The organism is Kitasatospora sp. NPDC023120, assembly GCF_055560835.1.
On record NZ_JBVHHY010000002.1, the window covers coordinates 405,815 to 431,026 of the forward strand.

Annotated in this window: 16 protein-coding genes and 1 pseudogene; 7 read left to right on the forward strand and 10 right to left on the reverse strand. The window is 76.1% G+C overall.

Features of this window, described 5'->3' with window-relative positions:
- Positions 1 to 330: 330 nt before the first annotated feature.
- The 4 genes from ACZ3TI_RS04410 to ACZ3TI_RS04425 all read left to right on the forward strand — a co-directional run bounded on the left by ACZ3TI_RS04410 (position 331) and on the right by ACZ3TI_RS04425 (position 3,937).
- A complete protein-coding gene (locus ACZ3TI_RS04410) occupies positions 331 to 2,466 on the forward strand; it encodes a sensor histidine kinase (protein WP_465723191.1) in 2,136 nt (711 codons plus the stop codon).
- Entirely contained in the window at positions 2,466 to 2,897 is a 432-nt protein-coding gene (locus ACZ3TI_RS04415) for a roadblock/LC7 domain-containing protein (RefSeq protein ID WP_350519085.1), read from the forward strand. The genes ACZ3TI_RS04410 and ACZ3TI_RS04415 overlap by 1 nt, the downstream gene beginning before the upstream one ends.
- Complete coding sequence (locus tag ACZ3TI_RS04420) at positions 2,894 to 3,277, forward strand: DUF742 domain-containing protein (protein ID WP_350629240.1); 384 nt, start codon at positions 2,894 to 2,896, stop codon at positions 3,275 to 3,277. Before ACZ3TI_RS04415 ends, ACZ3TI_RS04420 begins: the two co-directional genes overlap by 4 nt.
- Before the next feature lie 84 nt (positions 3,278 to 3,361).
- The gene (locus ACZ3TI_RS04425; protein WP_465723193.1) at positions 3,362 to 3,937 is read left to right on the forward strand and encodes a GTP-binding protein; all 576 of its coding nucleotides are present in this window, start codon (positions 3,362 to 3,364) and stop codon (positions 3,935 to 3,937) included.
- Between the two features lie 49 nt (positions 3,938 to 3,986).
- Here ACZ3TI_RS04425 and ACZ3TI_RS04430 read toward each other — a convergent pair whose 3' ends face one another.
- The 9 genes from ACZ3TI_RS04430 to ACZ3TI_RS04470 form a co-directional block, all read right to left on the reverse strand.
- Positions 3,987 to 4,289 (reverse strand): MarR family transcriptional regulator, encoded by a 303-nt coding sequence (locus ACZ3TI_RS04430; protein WP_465723195.1) that lies wholly within the window; start codon positions 4,287 to 4,289, stop codon positions 3,987 to 3,989.
- A gap of 14 nt (positions 4,290 to 4,303) precedes the next feature.
- Positions 4,304 to 6,316, reverse strand: a complete 2,013-nt coding sequence (locus tag ACZ3TI_RS04435; protein ID WP_465723197.1) for a hypothetical protein — start codon at positions 6,314 to 6,316, stop codon at positions 4,304 to 4,306.
- Between the two features lie 2 nt (positions 6,317 to 6,318).
- Positions 6,319 to 9,945, reverse strand: coding sequence for a vWA domain-containing protein (locus tag ACZ3TI_RS04440; protein ID WP_465723199.1), 3,627 nt, complete (start codon positions 9,943 to 9,945; stop codon positions 6,319 to 6,321).
- A 4-nt stretch (positions 9,946 to 9,949) separates the two neighbouring features.
- A complete protein-coding gene (locus ACZ3TI_RS04445) occupies positions 9,950 to 11,101 on the reverse strand; it encodes an ATP-binding protein (RefSeq protein ID WP_465723201.1) in 1,152 nt (383 codons plus the stop codon).
- Positions 11,098 to 16,197: a hypothetical protein gene (locus ACZ3TI_RS04450; RefSeq protein ID WP_465723203.1), complete on the reverse strand. Its 5,100-nt coding sequence runs from the start codon at positions 16,195 to 16,197 to the stop codon at positions 11,098 to 11,100. The genes ACZ3TI_RS04445 and ACZ3TI_RS04450 overlap by 4 nt, the downstream gene beginning before the upstream one ends.
- A complete protein-coding gene (locus ACZ3TI_RS04455) occupies positions 16,194 to 17,051 on the reverse strand; it encodes a DUF4132 domain-containing protein (protein ID WP_465723205.1) in 858 nt (285 codons plus the stop codon). Before ACZ3TI_RS04455 ends, ACZ3TI_RS04450 begins: the two co-directional genes overlap by 4 nt.
- Positions 17,052 to 17,280: 229 nt before the next feature.
- Positions 17,281 to 18,432, reverse strand: coding sequence for a PQQ-dependent sugar dehydrogenase (locus ACZ3TI_RS04460; protein WP_465723207.1), 1,152 nt, complete (start codon positions 18,430 to 18,432; stop codon positions 17,281 to 17,283).
- A gap of 155 nt (positions 18,433 to 18,587) precedes the next feature.
- Positions 18,588 to 19,370 carry an ABC transporter ATP-binding protein gene (locus tag ACZ3TI_RS04465; RefSeq protein ID WP_465723209.1) on the reverse strand — a complete coding sequence of 261 codons (783 nt, stop codon included), beginning with the start codon at positions 19,368 to 19,370 and terminating at the stop codon, positions 18,588 to 18,590.
- 27 nt (positions 19,371 to 19,397) lie between these two features.
- Positions 19,398 to 20,414, reverse strand: a complete 1,017-nt coding sequence (locus ACZ3TI_RS04470; RefSeq protein WP_465723211.1) for an ABC transporter substrate-binding protein — start codon at positions 20,412 to 20,414, stop codon at positions 19,398 to 19,400.
- A gap of 116 nt (positions 20,415 to 20,530) precedes the next feature.
- Here ACZ3TI_RS04470 and fhuB point away from each other — a divergent pair, with 116 nt between their 5' ends.
- From fhuB to ACZ3TI_RS04485, 3 genes are all read left to right on the forward strand, one after another.
- Positions 20,531 to 22,711 (forward strand): Fe(3+)-hydroxamate ABC transporter permease FhuB, encoded by a 2,181-nt coding sequence (gene fhuB, locus ACZ3TI_RS04475; RefSeq protein WP_465723213.1) that lies wholly within the window; start codon positions 20,531 to 20,533, stop codon positions 22,709 to 22,711.
- A gap of 19 nt (positions 22,712 to 22,730) precedes the next feature.
- A complete protein-coding gene (gene fes, locus ACZ3TI_RS04480; protein ID WP_465723215.1) occupies positions 22,731 to 23,909 on the forward strand; it encodes an enterochelin esterase in 1,179 nt (392 codons plus the stop codon).
- Between the two features lie 89 nt (positions 23,910 to 23,998).
- A complete protein-coding gene (locus ACZ3TI_RS04485; RefSeq protein ID WP_465723217.1) occupies positions 23,999 to 24,853 on the forward strand; it encodes an MBL fold metallo-hydrolase in 855 nt (284 codons plus the stop codon).
- A gap of 222 nt (positions 24,854 to 25,075) precedes the next feature.
- On the opposite strand, the pseudogene ACZ3TI_RS04490 reads toward ACZ3TI_RS04485, so the two are convergent.
- Positions 25,076 to 25,192, reverse strand: a pseudogene (locus ACZ3TI_RS04490) (Uma2 family endonuclease); the annotation flags it as partial.
- Between the last annotated feature and the right edge of the window lie 20 nt (positions 25,193 to 25,212).

Consider the following 25,212-nt stretch of genomic DNA (forward strand, 5'->3'; position numbering starts at 1 on the left):
CCGCCCCCGGAGAGCCGCCCGGACCTCGCGGCACGTGCGCTGAGCTGGTGCGATCCGTCGGCGAACACTTCCGCCCGGCGGACCTGCCGGCGCCACCAACCGCTCACATATCGTCAGTTGATGTTGCGATGAGGGCACCTGGGACTGATAGGTTTCCTGCCGTCGGCGGCCGTGGCTGCACTCCGCCCGGACGGTGACACCTCGTCACCCCGTCCGGCGACCCCGGCCTCGGCGCCCTGAAACCCGCCCGGGCCACACGGGCCGCACGGGCCGACCCACCGTTCGGACCCGAGACCCGGCCTGCAACTCGGCCCTGCACCAAGGAATCAGATGCCAGGCATATCGGCCCCTCGCACGGGCCACCGCGCCGGCCGGTCCGGCTCCCTCCGCAGTTCGATCCTCGCCCTCGCGCTGGTCCCCAGCCTGGGCCTCGCCGCCGCCTGGGGATACGCCGCCTACCTGCTGCGCGACGCCGGGAACCGCACCGCGGTGGTGATCGGCACCGTCGTCGTCGCCCTCGTCCTGCTGTACAGCCTGATCCGCGGCATCCGGGCCGCCCGGGCGCTGTCCGGCCGACTGACCGGACTGCGCGCCGACACCCTCTCGCTCGCCCAGCGGGAGATCCCCGAGGTGGTCGGGCGGCTGCGCGCCGGGGAGCCGGTGCCCACCCCGCCCGCCTGGACGCCCTCCCGCCGGATCGGCGACGAGGTCCAGCAGACCGCCGACGGCCTCGCCGCCGTCCGCCAGGCCGCCGTCGCCGCCATCGTCCACCAGGCCCAGGGCCGCGAGGGGACGAAGAAGGTCTTCCTCAACATCGCCCGGCGCACGCAGATCCTGATCCACCGACAGATCAGCATGCTGGACGCGCTGGAGCGCGAGCACGAGGAACCCGAGCTGCTGCGCGAGCTGTTCGCGGTCGACCACCTCGCCACCCGGATGCGGCGCAACGCCGAGAACCTGGTCATCCTCGGCGGCGCGCTGCCCGCCCGCCGCTGGCGCAACGCCGTGCCCGTGGTCAACGTGCTGCGCAGCGCCGTCTCCGAGACCGAGAACTACGCCCGGGTCGTCGTCCAGGGCGTGCCGCGCGCCTCGCTCAGCGGGCAGGCCGTCGCCGACGTCATCCACCTGGTCGCCGAGCTGATCGAGAACGGCACCACCTTCTCCCCGCCGTACACCCAGGTGCAGGTCTCCGCGCAGGAGGTGCCCAAGGGCCTGGCGGTCGAGGTCGAGGACCGCGGCCTCGGCATGGGCGAGGAGGAGTACGAGCGGCTCAACGAGTACCTCGCCAACCCGCCCGAGCTGGACGTCTCCGCGCTCGGCGACGACCTGCGGCTCGGCCTGTTCGTCGTCGCGCGGCTCGCCGCCCGGCACGACATCCAGGTCACCCTGCGGCCCTCGCCGTACGGCGGCACCCGCGCCGTGGTGCTGGTGCCCGCGGTGCTGCTGGAGCAGGCCGAGCAGCCGGCCGCCGTGCCCGGGCTGCCCTCCGGCGCACGGGTCACCCGCACCCCGGTGCCGGAGGCCCTGCCGAGCACGGACGGGGACCTCGGGGACCTCGGGGAGGTCGACGGGGAGCTGACGGGCACGCTCGCCGGGGTGCTCAGCGGGCTGCTGGGCAACGGGCCTGCGGGGCCCGCGGGGCCCGCCACGTCGGAGGCTCCGCCGGTCGTCGGAGGTTCGCCCGGTGCGGGTGATTGTGGTGTGATCGCCGACGAGTTGCTCGATCCGGGCCTCGCGGACGGTCCGGCGGACGGCGCTCTGCTGGGCAGCGGTCCGGCGGACGGCGGTCCCGCGGTGCCCCTCAACGGCGGTCTGGCCGTCGGCGCCGAGATCCCCGGGCTGCCCGGTGCCGTGGTCGTCCCCCGGCCCACCCTGCCGCGCCCGTACGAACTCCCGGGCGACGCCGCGGCCGACGCGCGGACGGACGCCCTGCCGGGTGCGGTGACGAACCTCGCGCCGGGTGCGGTCACGAACGGGGTGCCGGACGTGCTGTCGGGCGCCGTGACCGCGCCCTTCGACGGCGTCCCCGCCGACCGTTCCGCGCCCACCCACGAACGCCCGCAGGAGGACCAGGTGCAGCACGGCCCGGACGGCGAACTGCGCACCCCGCGGGTCCTGCCGCAGCGGGTCCGCAACGCCAGCCTCGCCGAGCAGCTCCGCGAGGCCAACGCGCCCGGTGCCATGCTGCCGCCGTCCGTCGGCCACTCCGCCCCCGTCGCTCCGGCCGCGCCGCCTGTCCCGGCCGCGCCCCGGTACGGCGGCGCCGACGCCGACGCCGAGGCCCCCTCGCCGCAGCGCTCCCGCGCCACCATGGCCGCCATCCAGCGCGGCACCCGGACCGCCCGCGCGGCCGGCACCGAACCGGGCGCGCAGGCCTCGCCCGCGCCCGCCGCCCCGCACACCCCGGCCGCACCTTCCGCCGCTCAGGAAGCCTCCGCCGCTCAGGAAGCCAAGGAACAGCAGTGATGACGCAGCACACCGAAACCCAGCGCGACCTCAACTGGCTGCTGGACCAGCTGGTCGCACGGGTACCCGAGACCCGGCACGCGATCGTCCTCTCGGAGGACGGCCTGCTGGTCGGCATGTCGCAGGGCCTCGACCGGGCCGACGCCGAGCACCTCTCCGCGGTCGCCTCCGGACTGCAGAGCCTGGCCCGCGGCGCCGGGCACCGCTTCAACGGCGGGCGGGTCCGGCAGACCGTGGTCGAGATGGACCAGCTGTTCCTGTTCGTCACCACCGCCGGGCAGGGCGCCCGGCTCGCCGTCCTCACCAGCGAGCAGGTGGACGCCGGGCTGATGGCCTACGAGATCAACATGTTGGTCAAGCAGGTCGGCCAGTACCTCACCGCGGCGCCGCGCAGCGATGCCGGCCAGGTCGGCGTGGGTGGCGGTGCGTGACCACCGCCGACGCCGACGAGGGCTGGTTCTACGACAAGGACGCCGGCCATCTGGTCCGTCCTTACGCGATCACCAACGGGCGCACCGGACCGGTCCGTGACGGGTTCGCGCTGATCACCCTGGTGGTCACCGCGGACCCGCGCACCGACACCACCCGGCTCTCGCCCGAACCTGCCGCGATCATCGACCTGTGCCGCGAACGCCCGTTGGCCGTGGCCGAGATCGCGGCCACCCTCGACCTGCCGGTCAGCGTCGTCAAGGTGCTGCTGGACGACCTGGCCGAGGCCCGGCTGATCCTCACCCGCGCCCCGGTCCAGCTCGCCGAGGCGCCGGACATCTCGCTGATCCAGGCCGTGATCGAGGGCGTCCGCCGGCTCTGACCGGCGGGGCACCCGCCCTCGGCACGGCCGCCCCGCTCGCTCCCGTTCTCCCCGTTCTCCCCGTTCCCTTCCAGGAGACCCGAATTGACGACCCAGAGCCTGGTGCCGGGCGCGGTCAAGATCCTCGTCGCCGGCGGCTTCGGCGTCGGGAAGACCACCATGGTCGGCTCGGTCAGCGAGATCGAACCGCTCCAGACCGAGGAACGGATGACCCGCGCCAGCATCGGGGTCGACAGCCTCGACGGCGTCCAGGACAAGTCCACCACCACGGTGGCCATGGACTTCGGGCGGATCACCGTCCGCGAGGACCTGGTGCTCTACCTCTTCGGCACGCCGGGGCAGTTCCGGTTCTGGTTCATGTGGGACGACCTCGCGCTCGGCGCCCTCGGGGCGATCATCCTCGCCGACACCCGACGGCTCGAATCCAGCTTCGCCGCCGTGGACTTCTTCGAGCAGCGCGGGATCCCGTTCGCGATCGGCGTGAACTGCTTCCACGGCCGCCGCGAGGCCACGCCCCAGGAGGTCCGCACCGCCCTCGACCTCGGACCGGAGGTCCCGGTCGTGCTCTGCGACGTCCGGGAGCGGGCATCCAGCAAGGAGCTGCTGCTCGCCCTGCTCGACCGGGTGCACCGGGACGCCCTGGCCGCCGGGCGGCGGTGAGGGCCGGTCCCGGAGTCGAAGCAGCCGGCAGCCGGGCGGGGATGCCGCGTCAGGCGTGCGTGAGGCGTGCGTCAGGCGTGGCCGGGTCGAGTTCGGCGAGTGAGCCGACCAGCGGGGCCACTTCGGGGACCTCGGTGGCCCGCGCCAGGGTCGCCTCCAGCGCGGCGTCGTGCACCGGACGGGCAGCCGTCAGCAAGTCACGGCCCTCCTGCGTCAGCTCGGTGTAGATGCCGCGCCGGTCGTCCGCGCAGAGGTAGCGGCTCAGCAGGCCCCGGTCCTCCAGGCGGCTCACCAACCGGGTGGTCGCGCTGCTGCTCAGCGCCGCCGCGCGGGCCAGCTGCTGCCTCCGCATGTTCGACTTATGGTTCACCCCTCCCCGGTCCACGCCGCCGAACAGAGCGCCGTGGCCAGCTCCTCGGTGTACCAGGCGGCGGCCAACCAGGCGGTGGCGAAGGCCTCGTGGTCGTCCGCGACGATCCGCCCGAACACGTCGCGCCGCTGGTTCGCCGCGGCGGCCCGCAGCCCGTCCAGCAGCTCGGCGGCGGTGGCCAGCCCGGCGGCGCGGAGCAGACCGCGGTCGGACGCCGCCGTGGCCCCGCTCGGCGCGAGGGCGTAACGGCCGGTGGTGACCGTCTGCTCCACCCGGCGACCGAGCACGTGAACGGGCGGGCCGTACGGGGCGGGGGGTTCCGGGCGCTCCGGGCGCTCCGGGCGCTCCGGGCGCTCCGGAGTCGTACCGCTCGGCGTTCGGGGCGTTGCATCGGGCGTCGCGGCGGGTGTCGCCTCGGAGGCCACCTCGGAGGCCGCGTCGGGGGCTGCGTCGGGGGCTGCCAGGTCGGCGGTCTGGAGGCGTTCGAGACCGAGGTTGACCCGGCCGGCGCGGTCGGCGGGGAGGGCGAGCGGGTCCGGGCCGTCCGGGGGTGTACCGATCGCGAGCAGGCGCAACTCCGGGCGGTCCGCGCGCTCCAGCCGGCCGATCACCCGCAGCCGTAGGCCGGGCAGGGTGGCAAGCAGCGCGAGGTTCGCCCGGAAGGGCAGCTCGGGGTGCTCGTGCGCCGCGCGCAGGGCGATGACCGGACCGCCGCCCACGCAGCGCGCCGACAGCTGCGGCACCCCGCCCGGCCCGGTGGGAGCGGCGCCCAGCAGCGTGACGTCCAGGAACAGCAGGTCGCTCCCGGCAGGCCGGCTCTCGTACGGCAGCTCCTGGGCCGCGAGCGCCCGCGCCACCTGATCGGCCGCCGGTACGGACCAGAGCCGGGCCGCAGGCTCCGCCGTCCACGCCGCGCCCGCCGCGCGGACCGCCCGGACGGCGGCACCGGCCCCCAGCCGCCCGGTGGCGGACCTGGTCGCACCCTGGACGGCCAGCCCGGCGCGGCTGAACTCCCGGTGGCTGAGCGCGGCGTCGCCCAGCCGGACCGTCCGGTTGCCCGCCCCGACCGCCTGCGGGGCGGCGGCGGCCGCGTCCTCGTGCGGCATGACCTCGGAGACCGTGCTCAGGCGGCCGTCGGCATCCACCGCCCAGCCGATGGCGCCCGCGTGGGTCGCCGTCAGCACCGGCTCGGCGAACAACCCGTAGAGCCGCAGGCCGCCCTCCTCCCGGTAGGTCTGGCGTGCGGTGCCGCGCAGCTCGGCGACCGGGCCGGGGCCCGCGGTCAGCGCGGCGGTGAGGCCGAGCAGCTCGCGCAGACCGGCCACCAGGTCCGCCAGTCGGTGGTCGGGCGCCCCGGACCGGGCCGCCCGGACCCGGGTCACGACGGCGACGGCCGCCGCAGCCGGGCGGTACAGGCCCGCGAGCCGGGACCGGTGGGCGGCGCGCAGGAGTTCGGCCTGGGCGACCGCGCCCGCGCCGCTCACCCCGGCGGCGAGGACGGCAGCCGCGGCCCGGTGGAGGTGGTGGGCGGCGGCGAGTTCGGCGGCGGTGAGGGGGGCTTGCGGCTCCACCGGCTCCCGGGGTGGGGCTACGGCTTCCGCCGGTTCGGTCGTTCCCGTTGGCTCGGTCGGACCGGTCGGACCGGTCGGACCGGTCGGACCGGTCGGACCGGTCGGGCCGGTCGGCCCCGCCGGCTCGCCCTCCGGCGTCGCCCCGGCGAGCGGGCAGAGGGTGACGGCGGCGGCCCGGTGGACGCAGGCCGGGGCGAGCAGGCAGCCGCAACGGATGTCCGCCTGCTCGGCGACCACCCCGCCCGGAGCGTGCAGGACGAGCACCGTCTCCTCGTCCACCTCGATCCGCCACTCCTCGCCCTCCCGGGCCACCGGACGCTCCGCCAGCTTCGCCGCCGCGCCGTCCAGCCGCTTCTGCAGCCGGGCGCTCAGCCCGGCCACCACCTCGGCGACCACCTCGGGCCGCACCGCCGGCCAGTCGTTCGTCCGCGCAGTCATGCTCATCGCACCTTCTCCCCCACCCAGCGGGCCAGTTCCAGCGGGCTCAGCGCCGCCACGGGCATTCCGGCCGCGACCAGTCGGCCCGCGACCGCCTTCGAGTAGCGGGCCGTGCCGGTGTCGTCCAACGCCGCGCAGCCGAGCAGGTGGACGCCGGAGTCCACCAGCGCCCGGGTCTGGGCCAGCAGCCCGGAGACCGGCCCGCCCTCCTCGAAGTCGCTGACCACCGCGACCAGCGTGCGGGACGGCACCGTCACCAGCTCCCGCGCGTAGCGCAGGCCGCTCGCGATGCTGGTGCCGCCGCCGATCCGCACCTCCAGCAGCAGGCTCAGCGGATCCTCCACGCGCTCCGTGAGGTCGACGACCTCGGTGGAGAACGCCACGAAGTGGGTGCTCAGCGAGGGCACCCCGGCCAGGATCGAGGCCGTCAGCGCCGCCCAGACCGTGGAGGCCTCCATCGACCCGGAGACGTCCACCACCAGGATCAGCCGCCAGTCGTTGGCCTGCCGCGCCCTCGTCCGGAACACCGGGCGCTCGGGCACGATCAGGGTGCCGCCCTCCGGCGTGGGACGGGCGGTGGCGAGGTTGGCGCGGATGGTCCGGTCCAGGTCGAGTCCGCCGCCCGGACGACGGGACGGCCGCGGCACGGCGATCCCGGTCAGCGCCGGGCGCAGCCGTGTCGCCAGCTGCCGGGTCAGCTCGTCCACCAGGCGCCGCACCAGTGGACGCAGCCGTGCCAGCCGGGCCTCGGGCAGGCCGCCCGCGTGCTCCAGGACGGTGCGCAGCAGGTCGACGGACGGGCGGACGGCGGACGGCTCGACGGCGTCCAGGACGTCGGTGCGGCCCTGCACGACGGCGGCGGCCAGCACCTCCTCCCGCAGGCCCGGGCCGAACAGCGACTCCAGCTCCTCCGCCCACTCCCGCACCCCGGGGTAGGGGGCCTCGCGGCCTCCCCGGTTGCCCCGGCTCTCCAGCCCGGGGCCGGAGCCCTCGCCGTGGCCGCTGCCGTACAACTCGTCCAGGGCGGTGGCGAGTCGGGAGCCGCGGCTGCTCAGGCCGCCGCTGCCGGGGCGGCCCAGGAGCAGGCGCCAGCGCTCGGTGGGGGCGAGGGTGTGCCGGGCCGGGTCACCCGGCTCGGGAGTCGGCGCGGACGGGTCCGGGTCGGGAGCTTCCCGGGGTGTCGGCGGCAGCAGGCCGCGGCGGGCCAGCGCGGCGCGGGCCGCGAGGTCCGCCCGCACCCAGCCGGCGACCACGGCGGGGCCGGCCTCCTCGGGCAGCGCGGTGAGCCGGGCGCCCAGGCGCTCCTCGACCAGGGCCAGCAGCCGGTCGCGGGCGGCCGGGCTGAGCGTGTCGAAGCCGCCGCGCAGTGCGGGCAGCCGGTCCAGGAAGGCGCCGTCGGGCAGCGAGGTGACCCGCTCCAGGACGGGCTCCAGCGCCTCCGGCGCGGAGTCGAACAGCCCCTCCGCCGCCGTCAGCAACCCGACCAGCGCGCGAGCGAGCGTCTGCCGCGCCTCCGGACCGGTCGCCCCGTCCACCCAGGAAGCCGCCCGGTCGCCCAGCACCCCGGCCGGCTCCTGCCCGAGCAGCACCCGCACCGCCCCGGCCGCACCCCGCACCAACGGGCTCCCCCGATCGGCGAGTTCGGCCAGCACGTACGCCAGCCGTACCCCGCCCAGCCGGTCCGCCCGCCGCACCAGCTCCACCAGTGCCCGCGCGTCCTGCGGATCGTCCGACCCGCCCAGCCCCTCCAGCTGCCGCACGGCAGCGACCGTCAGCACCTCCCCGGCTGCCGCCAGCGGGCCGGCGGAGGAGGACGAGGACGGAAAGGAGGTGGTGGCCGAGGAGGAGCCAGGCGCATCAACGCCCTTGCCGTCGGCCGTACGCGGCGGCTCCTTACCTTCCGGGGTCCAGCCCGGGAAGTGGCCGGCGGCGAGGCGGTCGAGGAGGGAGAGGGCGTCGAGGAGGTCGGGGAGGGTGGCTGTGGCGGGAAGGGTGGTGGTGAGCTGGGTGAGGCGGGTGTCGATGAGGGTGGGGAGGGCGCAGGAGGCGGCGGCGGTGAGGCCGTCGATGATCTCGCGCGGGGTGGGTTCGGCGGTGACGCGGGCGCGCAGGGCGCCTTCGGCGGCCTGGGCGGGGGTGACGCCCCGGGTGCCGGCGACGGTGAGCATGGCGGCGGTGGCGGGCGTCCAGTGGAGGCGCCAGCGGGTGCCGAGGGTTTCGGTGCCGCCGGCGCCGGTGGTGGCGACGGGGTCGGCGTAGGGGACGTCGCAGGCGGTGAGGCGGTGCAGGAGGATCTCGCGGCGGCGGTCGAGGGGGCTGCGCAACGGATCGAGGCGCAGGTCGCGCGGGCCCGGGTCGGCGGGGCCGGGGAGGCCGAGGTCGGCGAGGAGGGTCTCGACGGCGGGGGCGAGTCCGCTGCGCGGGGCGGTGGGGGTGGGGCGGCCGGTGCGGGTGCCGATCAGGACCTGTTCGAGGGCGCGGGCGACGGCCCGGCCGCGGCCGAGGGGTTCGCCCTGGGCGAGGACGGTCTGCACCGCCTCGACGAGTTCGCCGCGGCCGGGGGCGGCGTGGCCGCGCAGCCGGGCGAGGTCGCCGGCCAGGCGGACGATCTCGCGGGCGTCGGCGGGACCGCTGGGGTGGTCCTGGGTGCGCAGGGCGGCGCAGATGCGGACCGCGGTGGTGGTGAGCGCCTCGGCGAGCCGGTCGGGGTCGCCCCCTGCCTCGAGGACGGTGTGCTGCCACTCGGGGTCGCGGATGCCCGCCGGGTAGCCGGAGCGGGCGTCGAGCAGCGGGTAGGTGTAGGGGATCAGGGAGAGGACGTGGCCGGGGCCGTCCGGGTGCGGTGGCTCCTCGGCGGCGGTCGGCCCGTCGGGGACGGGCTCCAGCAGCGCGGGGGCGTGGAAGGCGCCGACGACGGCGGCGATCCGGCGTCCGCCCGCTGCGGCGGCCCGGATGCGGGCGCGCATCCAGGCCTCGCGGCGGAGGTCGTACGGGTCGACGCCGGGGCCGGTCTCGGCGTCGTGGCGCAGTGCCCAGCCGACGAGCAGGGCGGCGCGCCGAACGGCTTCCGGCGTGGAGCCGGGGGCGGCGGTCTCGACCAGCCGGTCCCACAGGTCCTCGTCGGAGTCCCGGCCGGTGAGGCGGTGGCGCAGCGCCTCGGCGACCCCGGGTGCGTCGGCGGTCCTCGACCCCGGCCCCCGACCTTCCCCCGCCGCCCGGGTGGTGCGGTGGGCGAGCGGGAGGTCGCAGGCGATGGCCTCCACCCCGTTGCGCCGGGCCCACCGCAGGGCGGCGAGTTCCGGGGAGAAGTCGGCGAACGGGTAGAAGGCGGGCCCGCCCGCCTCCTCGGGCCCGGCGGGGGCGGCGGCGAGGGCGACCGGGGCTTCGGTCGCCTCGTCGGCGAGCCGGCCGAGCCAGGGCTGGAACTCGGCGGGGAGTTCGACCAGTACCGCCTCGGGCCGGGCGGCGTCGAGCAGCGCGGGGACGACCGCGCTGAGGGACGGCGCGTGGTGGCGCACGCCGATCAGGTAGGGCCCCGGCCGGTCGGTGCCGGAGGCGGCCAGCCGGTCGGCCTCGGTCCGGACCGTGCGGTCCGCGTCGTCCGGGGCGGGAGTCACCGCGCTGCTCATCGGCTCAGGCCTCCAGTGCCGAGCGGAGGTCCCACAGGGTGCGCCAGGTGGCGGCGCCCTGTTCGGCGCGGCGGCGGACCGGGCCGTCCCAGTAGCCGAGCAGTCGGGCCGCGTCGGCCGGGTCGTCCTTGCGGACCACGCCGAGGAGCTGGCCGGGAAGGCGGCCGAGCAGGTCGCCGCCGTCGGGCAGGTAGGCGGCGGTGACGCCGAGGGCGGTGGCGACGGAGACCGCCTCGGCGGTGCTCATCACGGTGGACGGGCGCTCGACGTCCCAGCCCTCGGTGGAGCGGCCGGTGCGCAGGTCCCGGAAGGCGGTGACCAGGGCCTCCAGGACGGCGTCGTCGACGGCGTAGCCGGCGCCGGCCCGGGCGACGGCGACGGTGGACTGCCGGCGGACCAGGTCGACCTCGGCGGCGAGGCTGCCGATCGGGCCGACCGTCTCGAAGTTGAACCGCCGCTTGAGGGCCGCGGACATCTCGCTGACGCCCTTGTCCCGCAGGTTGGCGGTGGCGATCAGGGTGAAGCCTGCGGCGGCGTGCAGCTGCCCGTCCGGCGTGCCCGCCAACTCGGGTACGGCGACGCGCCGTTCGGAGAGCAGGGAGACCAGGGCGTCCTGCACCTCGGGCAGGCAGCGGGTCACCTCCTCGACCCGGGCGACCGCCCCGGTGGTCATCGCGGTGAGCACCGGGGAGGGGACGAGGGCCTCGCGGCTGGGGCCCTTGGCGAGCAGCAGGGCGTAGTTCCAGCCGTACTTGAGCTGGTCCTCGGTGGTGCCGGCGGTGCCCTGGACGGTGAGCGCGCTGGTGCCGCAGACGGCGGCGGCGAGCAGTTCGGAGAGCATCGACTTGGCGGTGCCGGGCTCGCCGACGAGCAGCAGGCCGCGCTCCCCGGCGAGGGTGACGACGCAGCGCTCGACCAGGGCGCGCTCACCGACGAACTTCGGCTCGACGGCGAGGCTCTTGCGCCCCGCCTTGAGCTTCTCGCCGCCGCTGCCCATCACGAAGGTGACGACGGCGCGCGGGGTGAGGCGCCAGCCGGGCGGGCGCGGGCCGCTGTCGTACGCGGCCAGGAACTCCAGTTCGGCGGCGTACTTCTCCTCGGGCGGGACGATCTGCCGCTCCGCGGTGTCCGGGACGGTCGTGGTGGTCGTGCTCATCGGCGGGCCTTCCTGCGCTTGCTGGTCTGGAGTTCTTCGTAACCGGGGGCGTCGCCGTCGACGGTGCGCTGCCAGGCCCGGGCGAACAGCTCGGGGACGGGCAAGTGCGCCAGCACGGGCCGGTGGGTGGGCAGGGGGTACAGGGCGGCCTTCCAGGTCTCGGCGGGCAGACCCGGGGACTTGGCCTCCTGCCAGCCGCCGGGCAGGAAGAGGCTCCGGCCGGCCCGGGACCGCTTGGCCTCCAGCACCAGCGCGGTGGCGGCGAGTTCGGCGCGGGCCTTCTTCAGCCGGGCGGGCTTCCAGCCCGTCCAGCGCGCGACGTTGCGGTCGGTGGGGTCGGGCAGGGCGAGCAGTTGGAGGTAGAGCGCGGCCGCGTCCTCGCCGAGGCCGTGGGTGCGGGACACCTCGGCGACCAGCCCGGGGGCGGACAGCTGCGGGTTCTGCAGCCAGGCCGGTCCGTCGCCGGTGGCCGGCACCGCGGCGGCGGAGGCGGCCAGGCGCTCCGGCTCGCCGCGCAGGACGGACTCGATGGCGGCCCGCTCGGTGCCGAACCAGTAGCTGCTGGAGAGCCCTTCGAGCAGCTCGAGCAGCGGGTCGTCCGGACCGGTGAGGGCGGCCGGGCGCAGCCAGATCCGCTCGAAGTCCTCGTGGTACGGGGTGAGGACGAGCGCCGGGCCGCAGCGGACCAGACCGTCCGGGTCGGCGCCGCCCTCGGCGGGCAGGCCGAAGTGGGTGCGCAGGACGGCGGCCAGCGAGGCGCCCTTGACGGTGCGGACGAGGTCGAGGTCGAGCAGCAGCTCGGGGTCGGCCAGGCGGTCGCGCAGGGCGGTGGCGGCCCGGGGCAGCAGCGGGCGCAGCGGGCTGTCGGCGGGCAGGTGATAGGCGAGCCAGCGGATGGCGCCGATGCCGGAGGCCAGCGCGCCGGACTCGGGTACGGCCGACGGGTCCTCGGCGACCAGCTGGGACGGGCCGTGGTCGGTGTCCTGGCGTCGGAAGCCGGTGCTGCCGGTCAGCCACGGGGTGCGGGCGGGGTTGAGCACCGCCTCGATGCTGCCGATGGACACGCCCTGGACGGTGGCGAGGGCTTCCTCGGGGAGGGTGACGAGCCGTCCGAAGCGGCGGATCCAGGCCTCGGCGCCGGCGTCGAGGGCGGGGCCCTCGGTCCACAGCTCCTTCGGGTCGGCGGGAAGCAGGGCGCCCCAGACCTCGGCGAGCCCGGCGTGGTCGTGTCCGCGCAGCCAGGTCTGGGCGGCCCGGACCTCGGCGGGCTTGAGGCCGTACTCGGCGGGCACCTCGGCGTTGCCCCAGTGCAGCAGGCCCGAGGGCGGGCTGAGCAGCAGGGTGGCGCGGGCGGTGCCGATGCCGGTGAGTTCGGAGAAGGCGGCGGCGCGGGCCGTGTCCCAGGGGACGCCTCCGCGCAGGGCGGCGACCTGCCAGAACTTGGCGACCCAGGCGGCGGAGACCCGCTCCTCGGTGCCGCGCTCCTCGACGGTGGTGAAGTGCGCGACGGGGCCGAACTCCCCGCTCGGGTCGTGGTCGACGGCGAGCCAGTGCACCGTGCCGTCGGTGAACTGGCGCCGGTGGCCGAGGATGACGACGGTGCGGTCGCCGTGGCGCAGCACCTCGCCCTGGCGCTGGAGGGCCGGCCGGTCGCCGGCGGTGCTCTGCGGCGGCTCGCCGAGGACGATCTCACGCAGGGTGGCGACGCGGTCGGCGAGCGGGGCCTTGGTGAGCTCGCCGAGCAGCAGGACCAGCGAGGAGCGGTGGGCCGGGAGGGTGAGCGGGGCGGCCACGGCGTGGGCCAGGACGTCGAGCCGGCCGAGCAGGTGCAGCCAGCCGTGGCCGGCGTCGCCGCCGCGCAGGGTGACGGTCGCCGGGGTGGTCCAGCCCTCGCCGTTCGCGGCGGGCGGGGCGGCGAGGACGGTGGTGACGGTGCGCAGGTTGTTGAGCACCCAGTGGCGGTCGCAGGTGCCCCAGCTGTTGCCGAAGCCGCCGATCTCGGGCAGGACGGCGCGGACGGCGTCGCGCAGTTCGTCGTCCCGGCCGTGGTCGGGCCGCCACTCGGCGGCCTCCGCCTTGCTCGGGCGTTCGGCGTCCGGCTGCGGGACGAACCGGGCGATCCGGTCCAGCAGGTCGGCGGCGAAGCGGGCGAACCCGGCGACGCCGGCGAGCAGCAGCGGGTGGGCGATCCCGGGCAGGGCGGCGCCGATCGCCTCGACGGGCAGGGTGTTGCGGGCCGCGCCCTGCTGGGCGAGCGGGCGCCGGACGCCCTGGACGGTGAGCCAGCGCTGCTCGTCCTGCGGGACGGGCTCGGCGTCGACCGGCCAGGCGAGGTCGATCAGGTGCGCGGCCTGCTCGGCGGTCACGTCGCGCAGCACGCGCGATCCGGCCTCGTCGCGGGGCCGCAGGGCGTGCCAGTGGTCGTACGGCGGGACGAGCACGGTGCCGGCGGCGGAGAGGTCGCCCGACCGGCAGGGGCGCAGGTCGGCGGTGCGGTCCGCACGGTCGGCGAGGTCGGGCAGGTTGAGGGAGAGGTGCTCGCCGCCCGGGCGGCTGACCACCGGGGCGGCCTCGCCGGGCAGGGCGAGTCGGCCGACCGGGACGGAGTCCGGCTCGCGCCGCCCGTTCAGCGGCAGGACGATGCGCTGCCCGTCGGCCGTGAAGGTGGTGACGGCGCGGCCGGGCTCGCTGCGGACCCAGTGGCCGAGCACGGTGCCGTCGGTGCCGAGCGGGCTCTGCTCCAGGCCGGGCTGCAGCGGCAGCAGCCGGGTGCTGCCCTCGATGAGGCGGCCGGCGCCTGCGGTGCCGGCGATCACGGGCGGCTCGGCGGCGCGGCCCAGGGTGCCGGTGGCCGGGTCGAGTTCGCGCAGGACGGGGCCGTCCGTGCCGTGGCGCAGCGTCCAGTAGCCGGCGCCGTCACCGAGGACGGGGTGTTCGTGGGGCATCCGGGTGTCGCCGGGGTGCAGCGGGCGCTCGCCGGTGGTGCGGCCGCCGCCGGGCAGCGGGAGGGACGGCTCGTCCGGGAACCGCTCGCCGTAGTGGTAGCCGGCGATCGTGCGGCCCTCGAGTTCGAAGGTCTCGCCCGGGCGGCCGGACCAGTAGGCCGTCTGCTTGCCGTCCTCCCACCAGACGACGAGCAGTTCGCCGTCGACCAGGCGCAGCCGGGGCCGGTTCCAGTTCTCCGTCAGCTTGGGCACCCGCAGGGTGTGCTCCAGCAGGATGCCCTGCGGGCCGACCGCGACGGCCCGGTCGAGGCGGGCGAGGATCAGGTAGGGCCAGGCGTCCTCGACGATCAGGCCGTCCAGGCCCCGGGTGCGCAGGCCGGGGGCGGTGGTCGGCGGGGCGTCGTCGGCGGGCGGGTCGGCGAGCTTGGCGAGCGCGTCCTCCAGGGCGGGCCAGCCGAGTTCGTCCAGGATGCCGGCGCCGAGGGCGCGGGCGAGCAGGCCGGTGACGTCGAGTGCGGCGATCTTCTCGGCGGCGGCCGGGGCGACCGTGCGGATGGCGGTGCGGTACTGGCTCAGCGAGCGGACCAGGTCGGCGGCGCCGGCCAGGCCGCGGGCGGCGGTGACCTCCTCGGCGCGGGCCTCGGCCCACTCCGCGAACAGCTCGTTCAGCAGCGGCAGCACGGGCGCTTGGCGCTTGACCGCCGTCTCCCAGGCGGCCGGGGTGGCACGGCGCAGCAGCGGGCGGTAGCGGGCGTCGGCGGCGACGGCGGCGAGGCCGGCGCTGTCGGGACCGCAGTGCCCGACCCAGTCGCGCAGGTCGAAGCCGAGGCCGGCCGGCGGGTCGGCGACCGGCACGCCCGCGGCCAGCAGGAGGTCCAGCAGGTCGAGCCGCGTGTGGCTCGCGCGGATGCCGGTGAAGAGGTCCACGGGGACGGCGTCTGCGCGCAGCCGCTCGACCATCCGGCCGGCCAGGGCGAGGGTGGCCGGGCAGCTGGGCCGGGTGCGCCAGCCGCGGCCGAGGTGCTGGCACCAGCGCTGGAGCCAGGCGGCGGCGGGCTCGGCGCCCTCGGCGCGGGGGCCGGTGAGCCGTTCCTCGGTGCCGGTCTCGGCGAGCACCGCCAGCCAGGCGGTGTCGTGCGGGGCCGGGTCGGAGGAGGCCGGGTCCGGCAGCAGCTCCAGCAGGCGGGTGCGGACGTCGGCGTCGCGCATGCCCAGCTCGACCAGCGCGCCGTGCCAGGACTTCCAGAACGCGGCGGGTGCGCGGTTGATCCCCGGGGCGGCCAGCAGCTCGGCGAGCAGCGCCTGTTCGTGCTCGGTGCGGTCCAGCCCGGCGGCCCGGATCAGTGCGCGGGCGTCCTCGGCGACCCCGGCGTACGGGGCCATGCCGGCCGCGGAGCGCTCGGTGCACAGCTGGCGGAAGCGCTGCCAGGCGGTCTGCGGGTCGAGCCGCTGGGCGAGCTCCTTGACGTACTGGCGCAGGGACTTGACGGTGAGCGCGCCGGCCAGGGCGAACTCCAGGAAGACGGCGCGCAGCCGCTCCTCGTCCACCGTGAGGCCGTGGGTGCGCTCGGCCTCGCGGGCCTTGCCGAACCAGGCGGCGGCGTAGGTCTGGTTGCCGTGCCCGAGGAAGATCCGGCCGACCTCCTCGCAGAAGGTGGGCAGGAAGTGCGGGACGGCGCGGCCGAGCCGGGTGACGAGCTCGTCGAAGCCGTCCTTGGCGGCGCCGGGCTTGGCGGCGGCCTGGCGGGCGAGCCGCTCCATCTCCTTGACCAGGGCGAGCGCGTGGTGCCCGTTGGCCGGGTCGTGGACCAGGGCCCAGGCGGGGAAGCCGAGCGCCTCCTGGCGGACCTGGCCGACCTCGGCGGGCTCGCCGTCGGGCGCCAGGCCGAGGAAGTCGAGGGCGAGGTCCTCGGCCTGACCGAGCGCGCCGGGGACCAGTCGGACGATCCGCCGGCCGTCGAGCGCGGGGTGGGTGTAGGCGCGGGCGGTGAGCACGTCGGCGGCGCTGTCGGGGCGCCCCGCGTCGGGCAGGGTGCCGGGCGGCAGCACGGCGCCGGCGTCGAGCAGTGCCTCGGGCGCGGCGGCCGCGGGCGAGCCGGCGGCGGTGGTGTTCGGGGCGGTGGCGGTGGTGTTCGGGCCGGTGGCGGTCATGCGGCGTCCTCCCCTTGGTGCGTGCGGCCGGCGTACAGGGCGGCGGCCATCCGCATGCCCTCGGACCAGGCGACCGGTCCGACTTCGGTGAGCGGCAGGGCCCGGCCGTCGGGGCCCGCCCAGCTGAGTGCTCCGGTCTCGCACTCGTCGTACTCGTAGTAGTCGCCGACCCAGACCCGGGCCTCGACGGTGCGCCCGCCCTCGGTGACCGACTGGACGGCGGAGCCGCCGCGGACCCGGCAGCCGAGCCGGTTGCAGCGGCCCACCAGTTCGCGCAGCTCGCGGTAGCGGCCGCCGGCGTAGGTGGTGACCTCGGTGCCGACCGGCAGCTCCGCCGGCCGGTGCCAGACCTCGCGGTAGAGCTGCTGGACGCGCTGGGAGACGCCGAGTTCGACGGCGAACTCGCGCAGCTCGTCGAGGTCCTCCAGGAGGACCGGGTGGGGTATCAGGACCTCGCCGTCGGTGAGGCGCACGGTGTCGCCGTCCAGGTCGACCAGGCCGAGGCCGCGCTCGGCGTCCGCGCCGCGCAGGAAGCCGGCCACCGAGCCGTCCGTGCCGGTGACCACCAGGTCGCGCAGCACGGCCTGCCAGGCCTCGTCCGGCCACACGGCGGTGATCACCGCGGCGGGCACCGGCAGCGAGCGCACCATCCAGCGCTCGACGTCGTCCTGGCAGCCCCGCTCGTGCGCGGCCAGCCACTCGGCGAGCTGCTTGAGCTGGGTGACCACCGGGTCGTCACCGAGCTTCGACGGAACGGACTTGAGCTCGCGGCCCGCCGCGTTGCGGCACACCACCCTGCCCTCCCCGTCGAGCGCGACGCGGTACCCTCCCGCGCCCGTCTCCACCCATGCCACGGCCGTACTCCTCCCACCCGGGAACCCACCCGGGAACCACGCCTCGATCACCTGCTGACCAGCGATGCGAGGAACGTAGCGAGGTCCACTGACAACGCGGCGGGCGGGGTGGAGGCGGGTGACGGCGCGGACAGCTCAAACCACTCGAACGAGCGAGCGATGGGCGTGAGCGGCACGGATGCGGCACGGATGCGAGACACGGGGCACCGGGTGGCGGCCGGGGCGCGCCTCAGCCGGAGGCACCCCGCGCAGTGGCCCCCTCGGGCACGCCGAGCCGCAGGATGCGGTCGTCGCCCGGGCGCGGGTCGCCGCGGCCGTCGGTGTTGCCGGTGGCGAGCAGCAGTGTGCCGTCGCGGTCGGTGACGACCGTGCGCAGCCGACCGTAGGCGCCGTCGAGGTAGGCCTGCGGACTGCCCGCGAGCCGGTCGCCGACGAGCGGGACGCGCCAGAGCCGGGTGCCGCGCAGGGCGGCCATCCACAGGGCGCCGTCGGCGTACGCGAGGCCGCTCGGGGAGGCATCGGCGGGGCGCCACTGGGCGACCGGGTCAAGGTACTCGGGGCGGTGGCCGACGCCCTCGACGGCGGGCCAGCCGTAGTTGCCGCCCGGGCGGACCAGGTTGAGTTCGTCCCAGGTGTCCGCCCCGAACTCGCAGGCCCAGAGCCGCCCTTCGCCGTCCCAGGCGAGGCCCTGGACGTTGCGGTGGCCGTACGAGTAGACCGGCGAGCCGGGGAAGGGGTTGCCGGGGGCAGGAGCGCCTTCGGGGGTGAGCCGGAGAATCTTGCCACCCAACGATCCCTTGTCCTGGGCGAGTTCGGGCCTGCTGCCGTCACCGGTGGAAACGTAGAGCAGGCCGTCCGGACCGAAGGCGATCCGACCGCCGTTGTGCCGCGGGCCGCGCGGGATGCCGCTCAACAGGACTTCCGGGGCGTCGAGTCGGGTACCGGCCGGCCGCTCCGGGTGGTAGCGGAGGCGGATGACGCGGTTGTCCTCGGCCGTACTGAGGTAGGCGTGGACCAGGTGGTCGTCGGCGAACGACGGGGAGAGCGCGAGGCCGAGCAGCCCGCCCTCTCCCCCGGCCGTCACGCCCGGTACGACGCCGGCCTCGGTCTTCGCGCCGCCGGACGCGGCGACCCCGACGATCCGTGCGGTGTCCCGTTCCGAGACCAGCAGGTCGCCGCCGGGCAGCAGGGCCACGCCCCACGGCACGGCCAGCCCGTCCGCCACGGTGGCCCGCACCACCGGCACCGCGGAGTCGGCGGAGCCCTGGGCGGAGCCGACGGAGACGGGGCCGGAGACGGAGGAGACGGGGCCGGAGACGGAGGAGCAGGCGGCGAGGGCAAGCAGCACGGCCGACAACAGGGCGGCGGGACGACGGTGCACCGGGTGCCTCTCCGTGGACGGGAGGCCCCAGCACACCACACCCGCCCCCGGCCGCCGCGCCACCCCGCCGACGGAGGACCGCGAAGGCGGCGGCGCCCGTACGACGCCCCCGCGCCACCCGTGCGGGGCCGCGCCGCCCGGTCGGGCGCGGTGCGTCAGCCCAGCGGCGCCCGGGGCACGATCACCGGCGCGCCGTCGCCCGGCGCAGTGAGCACGTGGCTGTCGATGTCGTACAGCGCCCGCACCAGCGGCGCGTCCACCACCTCGCGCGGCGGCCCGCAGGCGACCACCGCGCCGCCGCGCAGGGCGACCACCAGGTCCGCGTAGCGGGCGGCCGCCGCCAGGTCGTGCAGGACCATGACCACCGTCCGCCCGCCCGCCGCGACTTGGCGGACCAGCTCCAGCACCTCCACCGCGTGCCCGAGGTCGAGCGCGCTGGTCGGCTCGTCGAGCAGGACCACCGGGGTGTCCTGGGCGAGCACCATGGCGAGCCAGCAGCGCTGGCGCTGCCCGCCGGAGAGGCGGTCGAGGCGGCGGTCGGCGAGTTCCTCGACGCCGGTGGCGCGCAGGGCTTCGATGGTGAGCCGCTCGTCGTCCGGCGACCACTGGCGGAACAGGCCCTGGTGCGGATGGCGGCCGTAGCGGACGAGTCCGGCGACGGTGACCGCCTCCGGCGCCTGCGGGCTCTGCGGCAGCAGGGCGATCCGGTGCGCGGCCTGACGCGGGCGCAGCCGCCACACGTCCTCGCCGCCGACCAGCACCCGTCCGCCGTCCGGCCGGTGCAGCCGGGCGACGGCCCGCAGCAGGGTGGACTTGCCGCAGCCGTTCGGCCCGACCACCGCCACCACCTGCCCGGCCGGGACGGTGAGGTCGACCCCGCCGAGCACCGGGCGGCCGGGGCCGTAGCCGGCGGTGAGCCCCTCGATCGTCAACTCCATGGCAGACTCCCCCAGTCGTGCGCGCGCTCAGTTGCCGCCGAGCGCCTTGCCGAGGTCGCCGATGACGACGTCGGCCGCGAGCGGGCCGCCCCGGGTGGACCAGACCGAGCCGTCCACGGTCACGGCGTGGTTGTTCTTCACCGCGTTCAGCTCCTGGTAGGCGGGCTTGGACTGGACGTCCTTGAGCGCGGACTTGCCGTCGTCGGTGAGGGTGGACAGGAACAGCCAGTCGCCGTCGATCTCGGAGAGCTTCTCCAGGCTGAGCGCCGGGCTGTGCGCGTTGCCGTCCTTGTCCTGCGCGGCCGGACGGGTGAGGCCCATGTCGAGGGCGACGCCGCTCGCGAACTGCTTCTTCTCCATCCAGCTCGGGCCGGTGGGGTTCCAGCGGACGATGGAGACGGCGGCGCCCTTGTTCCTGGTGAGCTCACCGCCCGCCTTGGCGGCCTTCGTCTCGTAGTCGCCGATCACCTTGTTGGCCTGGTCGAGCTTGTTGACGGCGTTGCCGATGCCCCGGAAGGCGAGCTTCCAGTCGTCGGTGGGCGCCATGGTGACCAGGGTGGCGGGGGTGATCTCGCGCAGCTGCTTGAGCACCTGCTCGTCCTGCATGTCGCCGGCCAGGATGAGGTCGGGCTTGGCGGCGATCACCCTGTCCATCACCGGCTGCAGCAGGTTGCCGACCACCGGCACGCCCTGGACCTTCTCCTTGAGGTACGCGGGCGGTTCGTTGAGGCCCTGGCCGTTGGTGATGCCGACCGGCTTGACGCCGAGGGCGAGCACCGCGTCGAGGTCCTCCTGGGTGAGGGTGACGATCCGCTTGGGCTCGGCGGGGACCTCGACCGGCTTGCCGGTGGCGTCCTTGACGGTCCGCTTGCCGCCGTTGCCGCCGCCCGCCGCGTCCGCCGCCGGGGCCGAGGAGGCCGCGGAGGAGCCGGAGGAACCCGAGGAGCCGCAGCCCGTGAGCAGGAGGGTGGCCGCCCCGGTGACGGCCAGCACCTGGGCCGCGCGGCGGCGGACGGGGCTGAGCGGGCGACGGGCGAACGGCATGGGTGCCTCCGGGCAACGGTGGTACGGGAGTTGAGTGGCGTCCCGGCAACGTGGAACGACGGGTGCCCTGCGCGGGGCCCGACGGGACGGCTCGACCATTAGGTTAGCCTTACCTTATGACATTGTCGCAAGCGGGCGTCCACGAAGCGTCCCCCGCCGCCGCGCCGGACGCCCCGCCGCCGACGGAAGAGCCCCGCCGGTCCGAACCCGGGCGCCCCGCCTGGCCCGTCGTCGTCGGGGTAGCGGCGCTGCTGCTCGCCCTGACGGCGCTCTCGCTGTCGGTCGGCGCCGGCGAGGTCGGCCCCGGACGCGTCCTGGACTACCTGCTGAACCGCGACGGCGCCCGCGCCGACGGCCGGCTCGCCCTGGTCGTCGGCGACCTGCGACTCCCCCGCACCGCCACCGCCCTGCTGGTCGGCGCCGCCCTCGGCGTCGCTGGGGCCCAACTGCAGTCCGTCACCCGCAACCCGCTCGCCGAGACCGGCCTGCTCGGCGTCAACGCCGGTGCCTCGCTGGGCGTCGTCCTCGGCATCGCCGTCCTCGGCGTGCAGACCTCGTACAGCTACCTCGCCTTCGCCTTCGGCGGCGCGGTGCTCGCCAGCACCCTGGTGCTGCTGATCGCGGGCAGCCGGGGCGGCGGGTCGCCGATGCGACTGGTGCTGGGCGGCTCGGCGGTGGGCGCGACCTTCGGCGGGCTTACCGGCGTACTGATCGTCAACTCTCCCGAGGCCTACGACCGTTATCGGGTATGGGTGCTCGGCTCGCTGTCCGGGGTGGAGGGCTGGGCGACACTGTGCCGGCTCGCCCCCGTCCTCGGTGTCGGGTTCCTGCTCGCCCTGCTGACCACCCGCCCGCTCACCGCCCTGGCGCTCGGCGACGACCTCGCCCGCGGCCTCGGCCACCGGCCCGGCGCGACCCGGGCCGCGGTCGCCTTCGCGGTCACCCTGCTGACCGCCTCGGCGGTCGCACTGGCCGGCCCCATCTCCTTCCTCGGCCTGCTCGCGGGGTTCCTGGCCCGGGCCGTCGCCGGCCCGCGGGTCGGCCGACTGACGCTGCTCGCCGGGCTGTTCGGCGCCGCCGTGCTGACCGGTGCCGACGTCCTCGCCCGGGTGGTCGCCCGGCCGTTCGAGGCGCCGGTGTCGGTGATCGTCGCACTGGTCGGCGCCCCCGCGCTGATCGCGATCGTCCGCTCCCGGCGCTCCGCCGTCCTCGCCATGGCCGACCCCGCCGAGACCGCCGCCCCGCCCGCACGGCGCGGCGAACCGCCCGCCCCGAAGCCGGACTTGGCGCTGCGCCACGGCGTGTGGTCGCTGCTGCTCCCCCGCCGGGCGCTGGCCGCCTCGCTCGGCCTGGCCGCCGCGCTGCTCGCCGCCGTCGTGGTCTCCGCGCACGCCGGGCAGAGCGAACTCGACCTCGGCCGCACCTTCCAGGCCGTGTTCGGCTACGGCGACCGCCTCGACGTGCTGCTGGTACAGAAGTTCCGGCTCGGGCGGATCGTCGCCGGGCTCGCCTCCGGAGCCGCGCTCGGCCTGGCCGGCTGCCTCACCCAGACCCTCGCCCGCAACCGCCTCGCCACCCCCGAACTCCTCGGCGTCAACGACGGCGCGACGGCCGCCGTCCTGATCTCCGCCACCGCCTCCGGCACCTTCGGCGCCTGGTGGGCCGGGCCGCTCGGCGCGCTCGCCGCCGTCCTGGTCGTCACCCTGGTCTCGGGCGGGCTCGGCGCCCGCGGGTACCGGGTGCTGGTCGTCGGGCTCGCGATGTCCGCGCTCGCCTCGGCGGTCATCCAGGTCGCGCTCGCCCGCCGCTCGCTCAACTCGGCCGGCTCGCTGTACGTCTGGACCTCCGGCAGTCTCAACGGGCGGGACTACGCGATCGCCACGCCCGTCCTGATCGGGCTCGCGGTCCTGGTGCCGCTCGCCCTGGCGGCGGCCCGGCGGCTGGCCGTACTGCGCTTCGACGACAACGTCGCCTCCGCGCTCGGCGTCGACCCCGGCCGGGTCCGGCTCGCCTGCCTGCTGCTGGCGGTCGCGCTCGCCGGGCTCGCCGTCGGCGTCTGCGGACCGGTCGGCTTCGTGGCGCTGGCCGCACCCGTCATCGCCGGACGCCTCGCCGGACCGGCACGCGTGCCGGTCCTCGGCTCGGCGCTCACCGGCGCCCTGCTCGTCGTCCTCGCGGACACCCTGGGACGGGTGCTGATCGGCGGGGTGGAGATCCCCGTCGGCATCGTCACCACCGTCCTCGGCGGTCCCTTCCTCCTCTGGGTGCTGCTCAGCCGCAAGGGCAGCACCGCGTAAGCCACCTGGAGTCATTGCCGTGGAAAACCATCCCGTCGTCGCGCCCGACCCCGACGACCCCGCGTACCGCCTGGTCACCCTCACCCACCGGGACGAGGAGTGGGACGGCGTCCTCGCACTGCTGCACACCGTCACCGACAAGGACCGCCACACCGGCGACCTGGCAACGCATCTGATGGAGCGTCAGACAGGCGGAGCGTGGTCGATCACCTACCGGCTGCGCGCCGACCACCGGGCCTCCTACCAGCTGTACCCGTTCCGCGGCGAGGTCCCCGGCACGGCCCGCCCCGACTGGCTGCGCGTCCTCGACCACGCCCGCCCCGACCCGTACGACACCGAACCCCGGCTGCCCGCCCGCGACGGCCGCCACCCGTCCTCGGTCCTCAGCCTGCCCGACGCGCCCGCGCAGCCGTACGTCCGGCGGCGGGACGGCGTGCCGCGCGGGCGGACGGTGCCACACACCGTCGCCGGGCGTCGGGTCGACGTCCACCTGCCGGCGGGGCACGGGATCGGCCCCTACCCGGTGGCGGTGCTGCTGGACGGGGAGATGTGGGGCGAGGTGCTGTCCGTCGGCGACACCCTCGACAACCTGACCGCCGACGGCGTGATCCCGCCCACCGTGGCCCTCCTCGTCCACACCATGGGCCCCGGACGTCCCGACGACCTCAGCTGCAACCCCGCCTTCACCGACCTGCTCGCCGACGACCTCCTCCCCTGGGCCGCGCGGGAGTTCGGCGTCACCACCGACCCGACCCGCACCGTGATCGCCGGCCAGAGCGCGGGCGGGCTCACCGCCGCCTTCGCCGCGTACCGGCGGCCCGACCGCTTCGGCAACGCGCTCTCCCAGTCCGGCTCCTTCTGGTGGCCGGACGGGACGGAGTTCGACGCGGGCAGCGAATGGCTCACCCGGCAGTTCGCGGCCGGGGAACGGCGCCCGGCGCGCTTCTACCTGGAGGTCGGGCTGCAGGAGTGGATGCTGCTCACCCAGAACCGGCACCTGCGGGACGTGCTCGTGGCGCGCGGCTACGACCTCGCGTACCGCGAGTTCAACGGCGGGCACGACTACGCCTGTTGGCGCGGCGGACTGGCGGACGGGCTGGCGCACCTGCTGGGGCCGGCCGGGCCCCTCGGTGCGCCCGGGGAAGCCGAGGAAGCCGAGGAAGCCGAGGCACCCGGGTCACCCGAAAGGGCGAAGTAGCGCGAGGAGGCCCGTCCGCCGGGCGGCCGAGCCCCTAGCGTTCGAGGGAGCGCGCCCGTCCGGAGCGGGCGGCCCAACAGGAGATGTCCATGACTGTCGGTGTGCCGGTCGCACGTCCGCTGGCGGCCCGGTGGATCCACGGGTCCCCGTCGGCGAAGCACAACACGGACCCGGAACTCCAGGTCCACGCGTACGACGAGCACACCGTCATCCTGCGGCAGAACAAGGCGGTCCACCACGAGGCGCCGTTCCTCTACCTCCTGTTCGGGACGGACCGCGCCCTGCTGCTCGACACCGGGGCCACCGCCGAACCGGAGTTCTTCCCGCTGCGCACGGTGGTCGACGGCCTCATCGACCAGTGGCTCGCCCGCAACCCCCGGAACGGCTACGAACTCCTCGTGCTCCACACCCACGACCACGTCGACCACATCGCGGGCGACCGGCAGTTCGCCGACCGCCCCGCGACGACCGTGGTCGACGCCCGGATGACCACCACCTGGCCGTACTTCGGCTTCGACCGGGACCCGGAGGCCGTGGCCACGGTCGACCTGGGCGGCGGACGCGTGCTGGAATGCCTCGCCACACCCGGGCACCACAAGTCGGCGGTGACCTACTACGACCCGTGGACCGGCATCCTGCTCACCGGTGACACCGTCTACCCCGGCCGGATCCACATCGACGACTGGGCCGCCTTCCGCCGCACCGTCGACCGCCTGCTCCGCTTCACCGCCACCCGCCCGGTGACGCACCTCCTCGGCTGCCACATCGAGATGACCCGCTACCCCGGCCTCGACTACCCCGCCCGCACCACCTACCAGCCCCAGGAAGCCCCCCTCCAACTCACCCCCGACCACCTCCACCAGATCCACGCCGCCCTCACCCGCCTCGGCGACCACCCCCGCCGTCACGCCCTCCCCGACCTGATCCTCCGGCCCGGCGGCTGAGGACTGACAGGACGGCGGCGCCGCCCCGGGCCAAGGAGCGCCGGGTGGGGTCAGTCCCGGTACGGGACGAGTCGGGACAGGTCCAGCTCGAAGGCGAAGGGCTCGGGGATGCGGATGGACTCGCCGAACTCCCTTTCCGTCCTCGTGTGGTAGCGGTCGCGGTTCGGCTCGGAGAACAGCCACGGTCTTCTGCCGCGGGTCCACGATCAGGTAGAGCGGGAAGCCCATCCGCGGATAGTCGCGGACCTTCCCGCTCCAGTCGTTCTCGGGGTTGGACGGTGAGACGATCTCGACCGCGATCAGGGCCAGTTCGGCGGGGACCTCGCGCCCCAGCTCGATGCCGCGGCGGCCGGCGCACC

Bases quoted from the DNA above. Each gene is read 5' to 3' on its own strand.
- ACZ3TI_RS04410 (WP_465723191.1), top strand. From the start codon at position 331: ATGCCAGGCATATCGGCCCCTCGCACGGGCCACCGCGCCGGCCGGTCC.
- ACZ3TI_RS04415 (WP_350519085.1), top strand. From the start codon at position 2,466: ATGACGCAGCACACCGAAACCCAGCGCGACCTCAACTGGCTGCTGGAC.
- ACZ3TI_RS04430 (WP_465723195.1), bottom strand. From the start codon at position 4,289: ATGCGGAGGCAGCAGCTGGCCCGCGCGGCGGCGCTGAGCAGCAGCGCG.
- ACZ3TI_RS04435 (WP_465723197.1), bottom strand. From the start codon at position 6,316: ATGACTGCGCGGACGAACGACTGGCCGGCGGTGCGGCCCGAGGTGGTC.
- ACZ3TI_RS04440 (WP_465723199.1), bottom strand. From the start codon at position 9,945: ATGAGCAGCGCGGTGACTCCCGCCCCGGACGACGCGGACCGCACGGTC.
- ACZ3TI_RS04445 (WP_465723201.1), bottom strand. From the start codon at position 11,101: ATGAGCACGACCACCACGACCGTCCCGGACACCGCGGAGCGGCAGATC.
- ACZ3TI_RS04450 (WP_465723203.1), bottom strand. From the start codon at position 16,197: ATGACCGCCACCGGCCCGAACACCACCGCCACCGCCCCGAACACCACC.
- ACZ3TI_RS04465 (WP_465723209.1), bottom strand. From the start codon at position 19,370: ATGGAGTTGACGATCGAGGGGCTCACCGCCGGCTACGGCCCCGGCCGC.
- ACZ3TI_RS04470 (WP_465723211.1), bottom strand. From the start codon at position 20,414: ATGCCGTTCGCCCGTCGCCCGCTCAGCCCCGTCCGCCGCCGCGCGGCC.
- fhuB (WP_465723213.1), top strand. From the start codon at position 20,531: ATGACATTGTCGCAAGCGGGCGTCCACGAAGCGTCCCCCGCCGCCGCG.
- ACZ3TI_RS04485 (WP_465723217.1), top strand. From the start codon at position 23,999: ATGACTGTCGGTGTGCCGGTCGCACGTCCGCTGGCGGCCCGGTGGATC.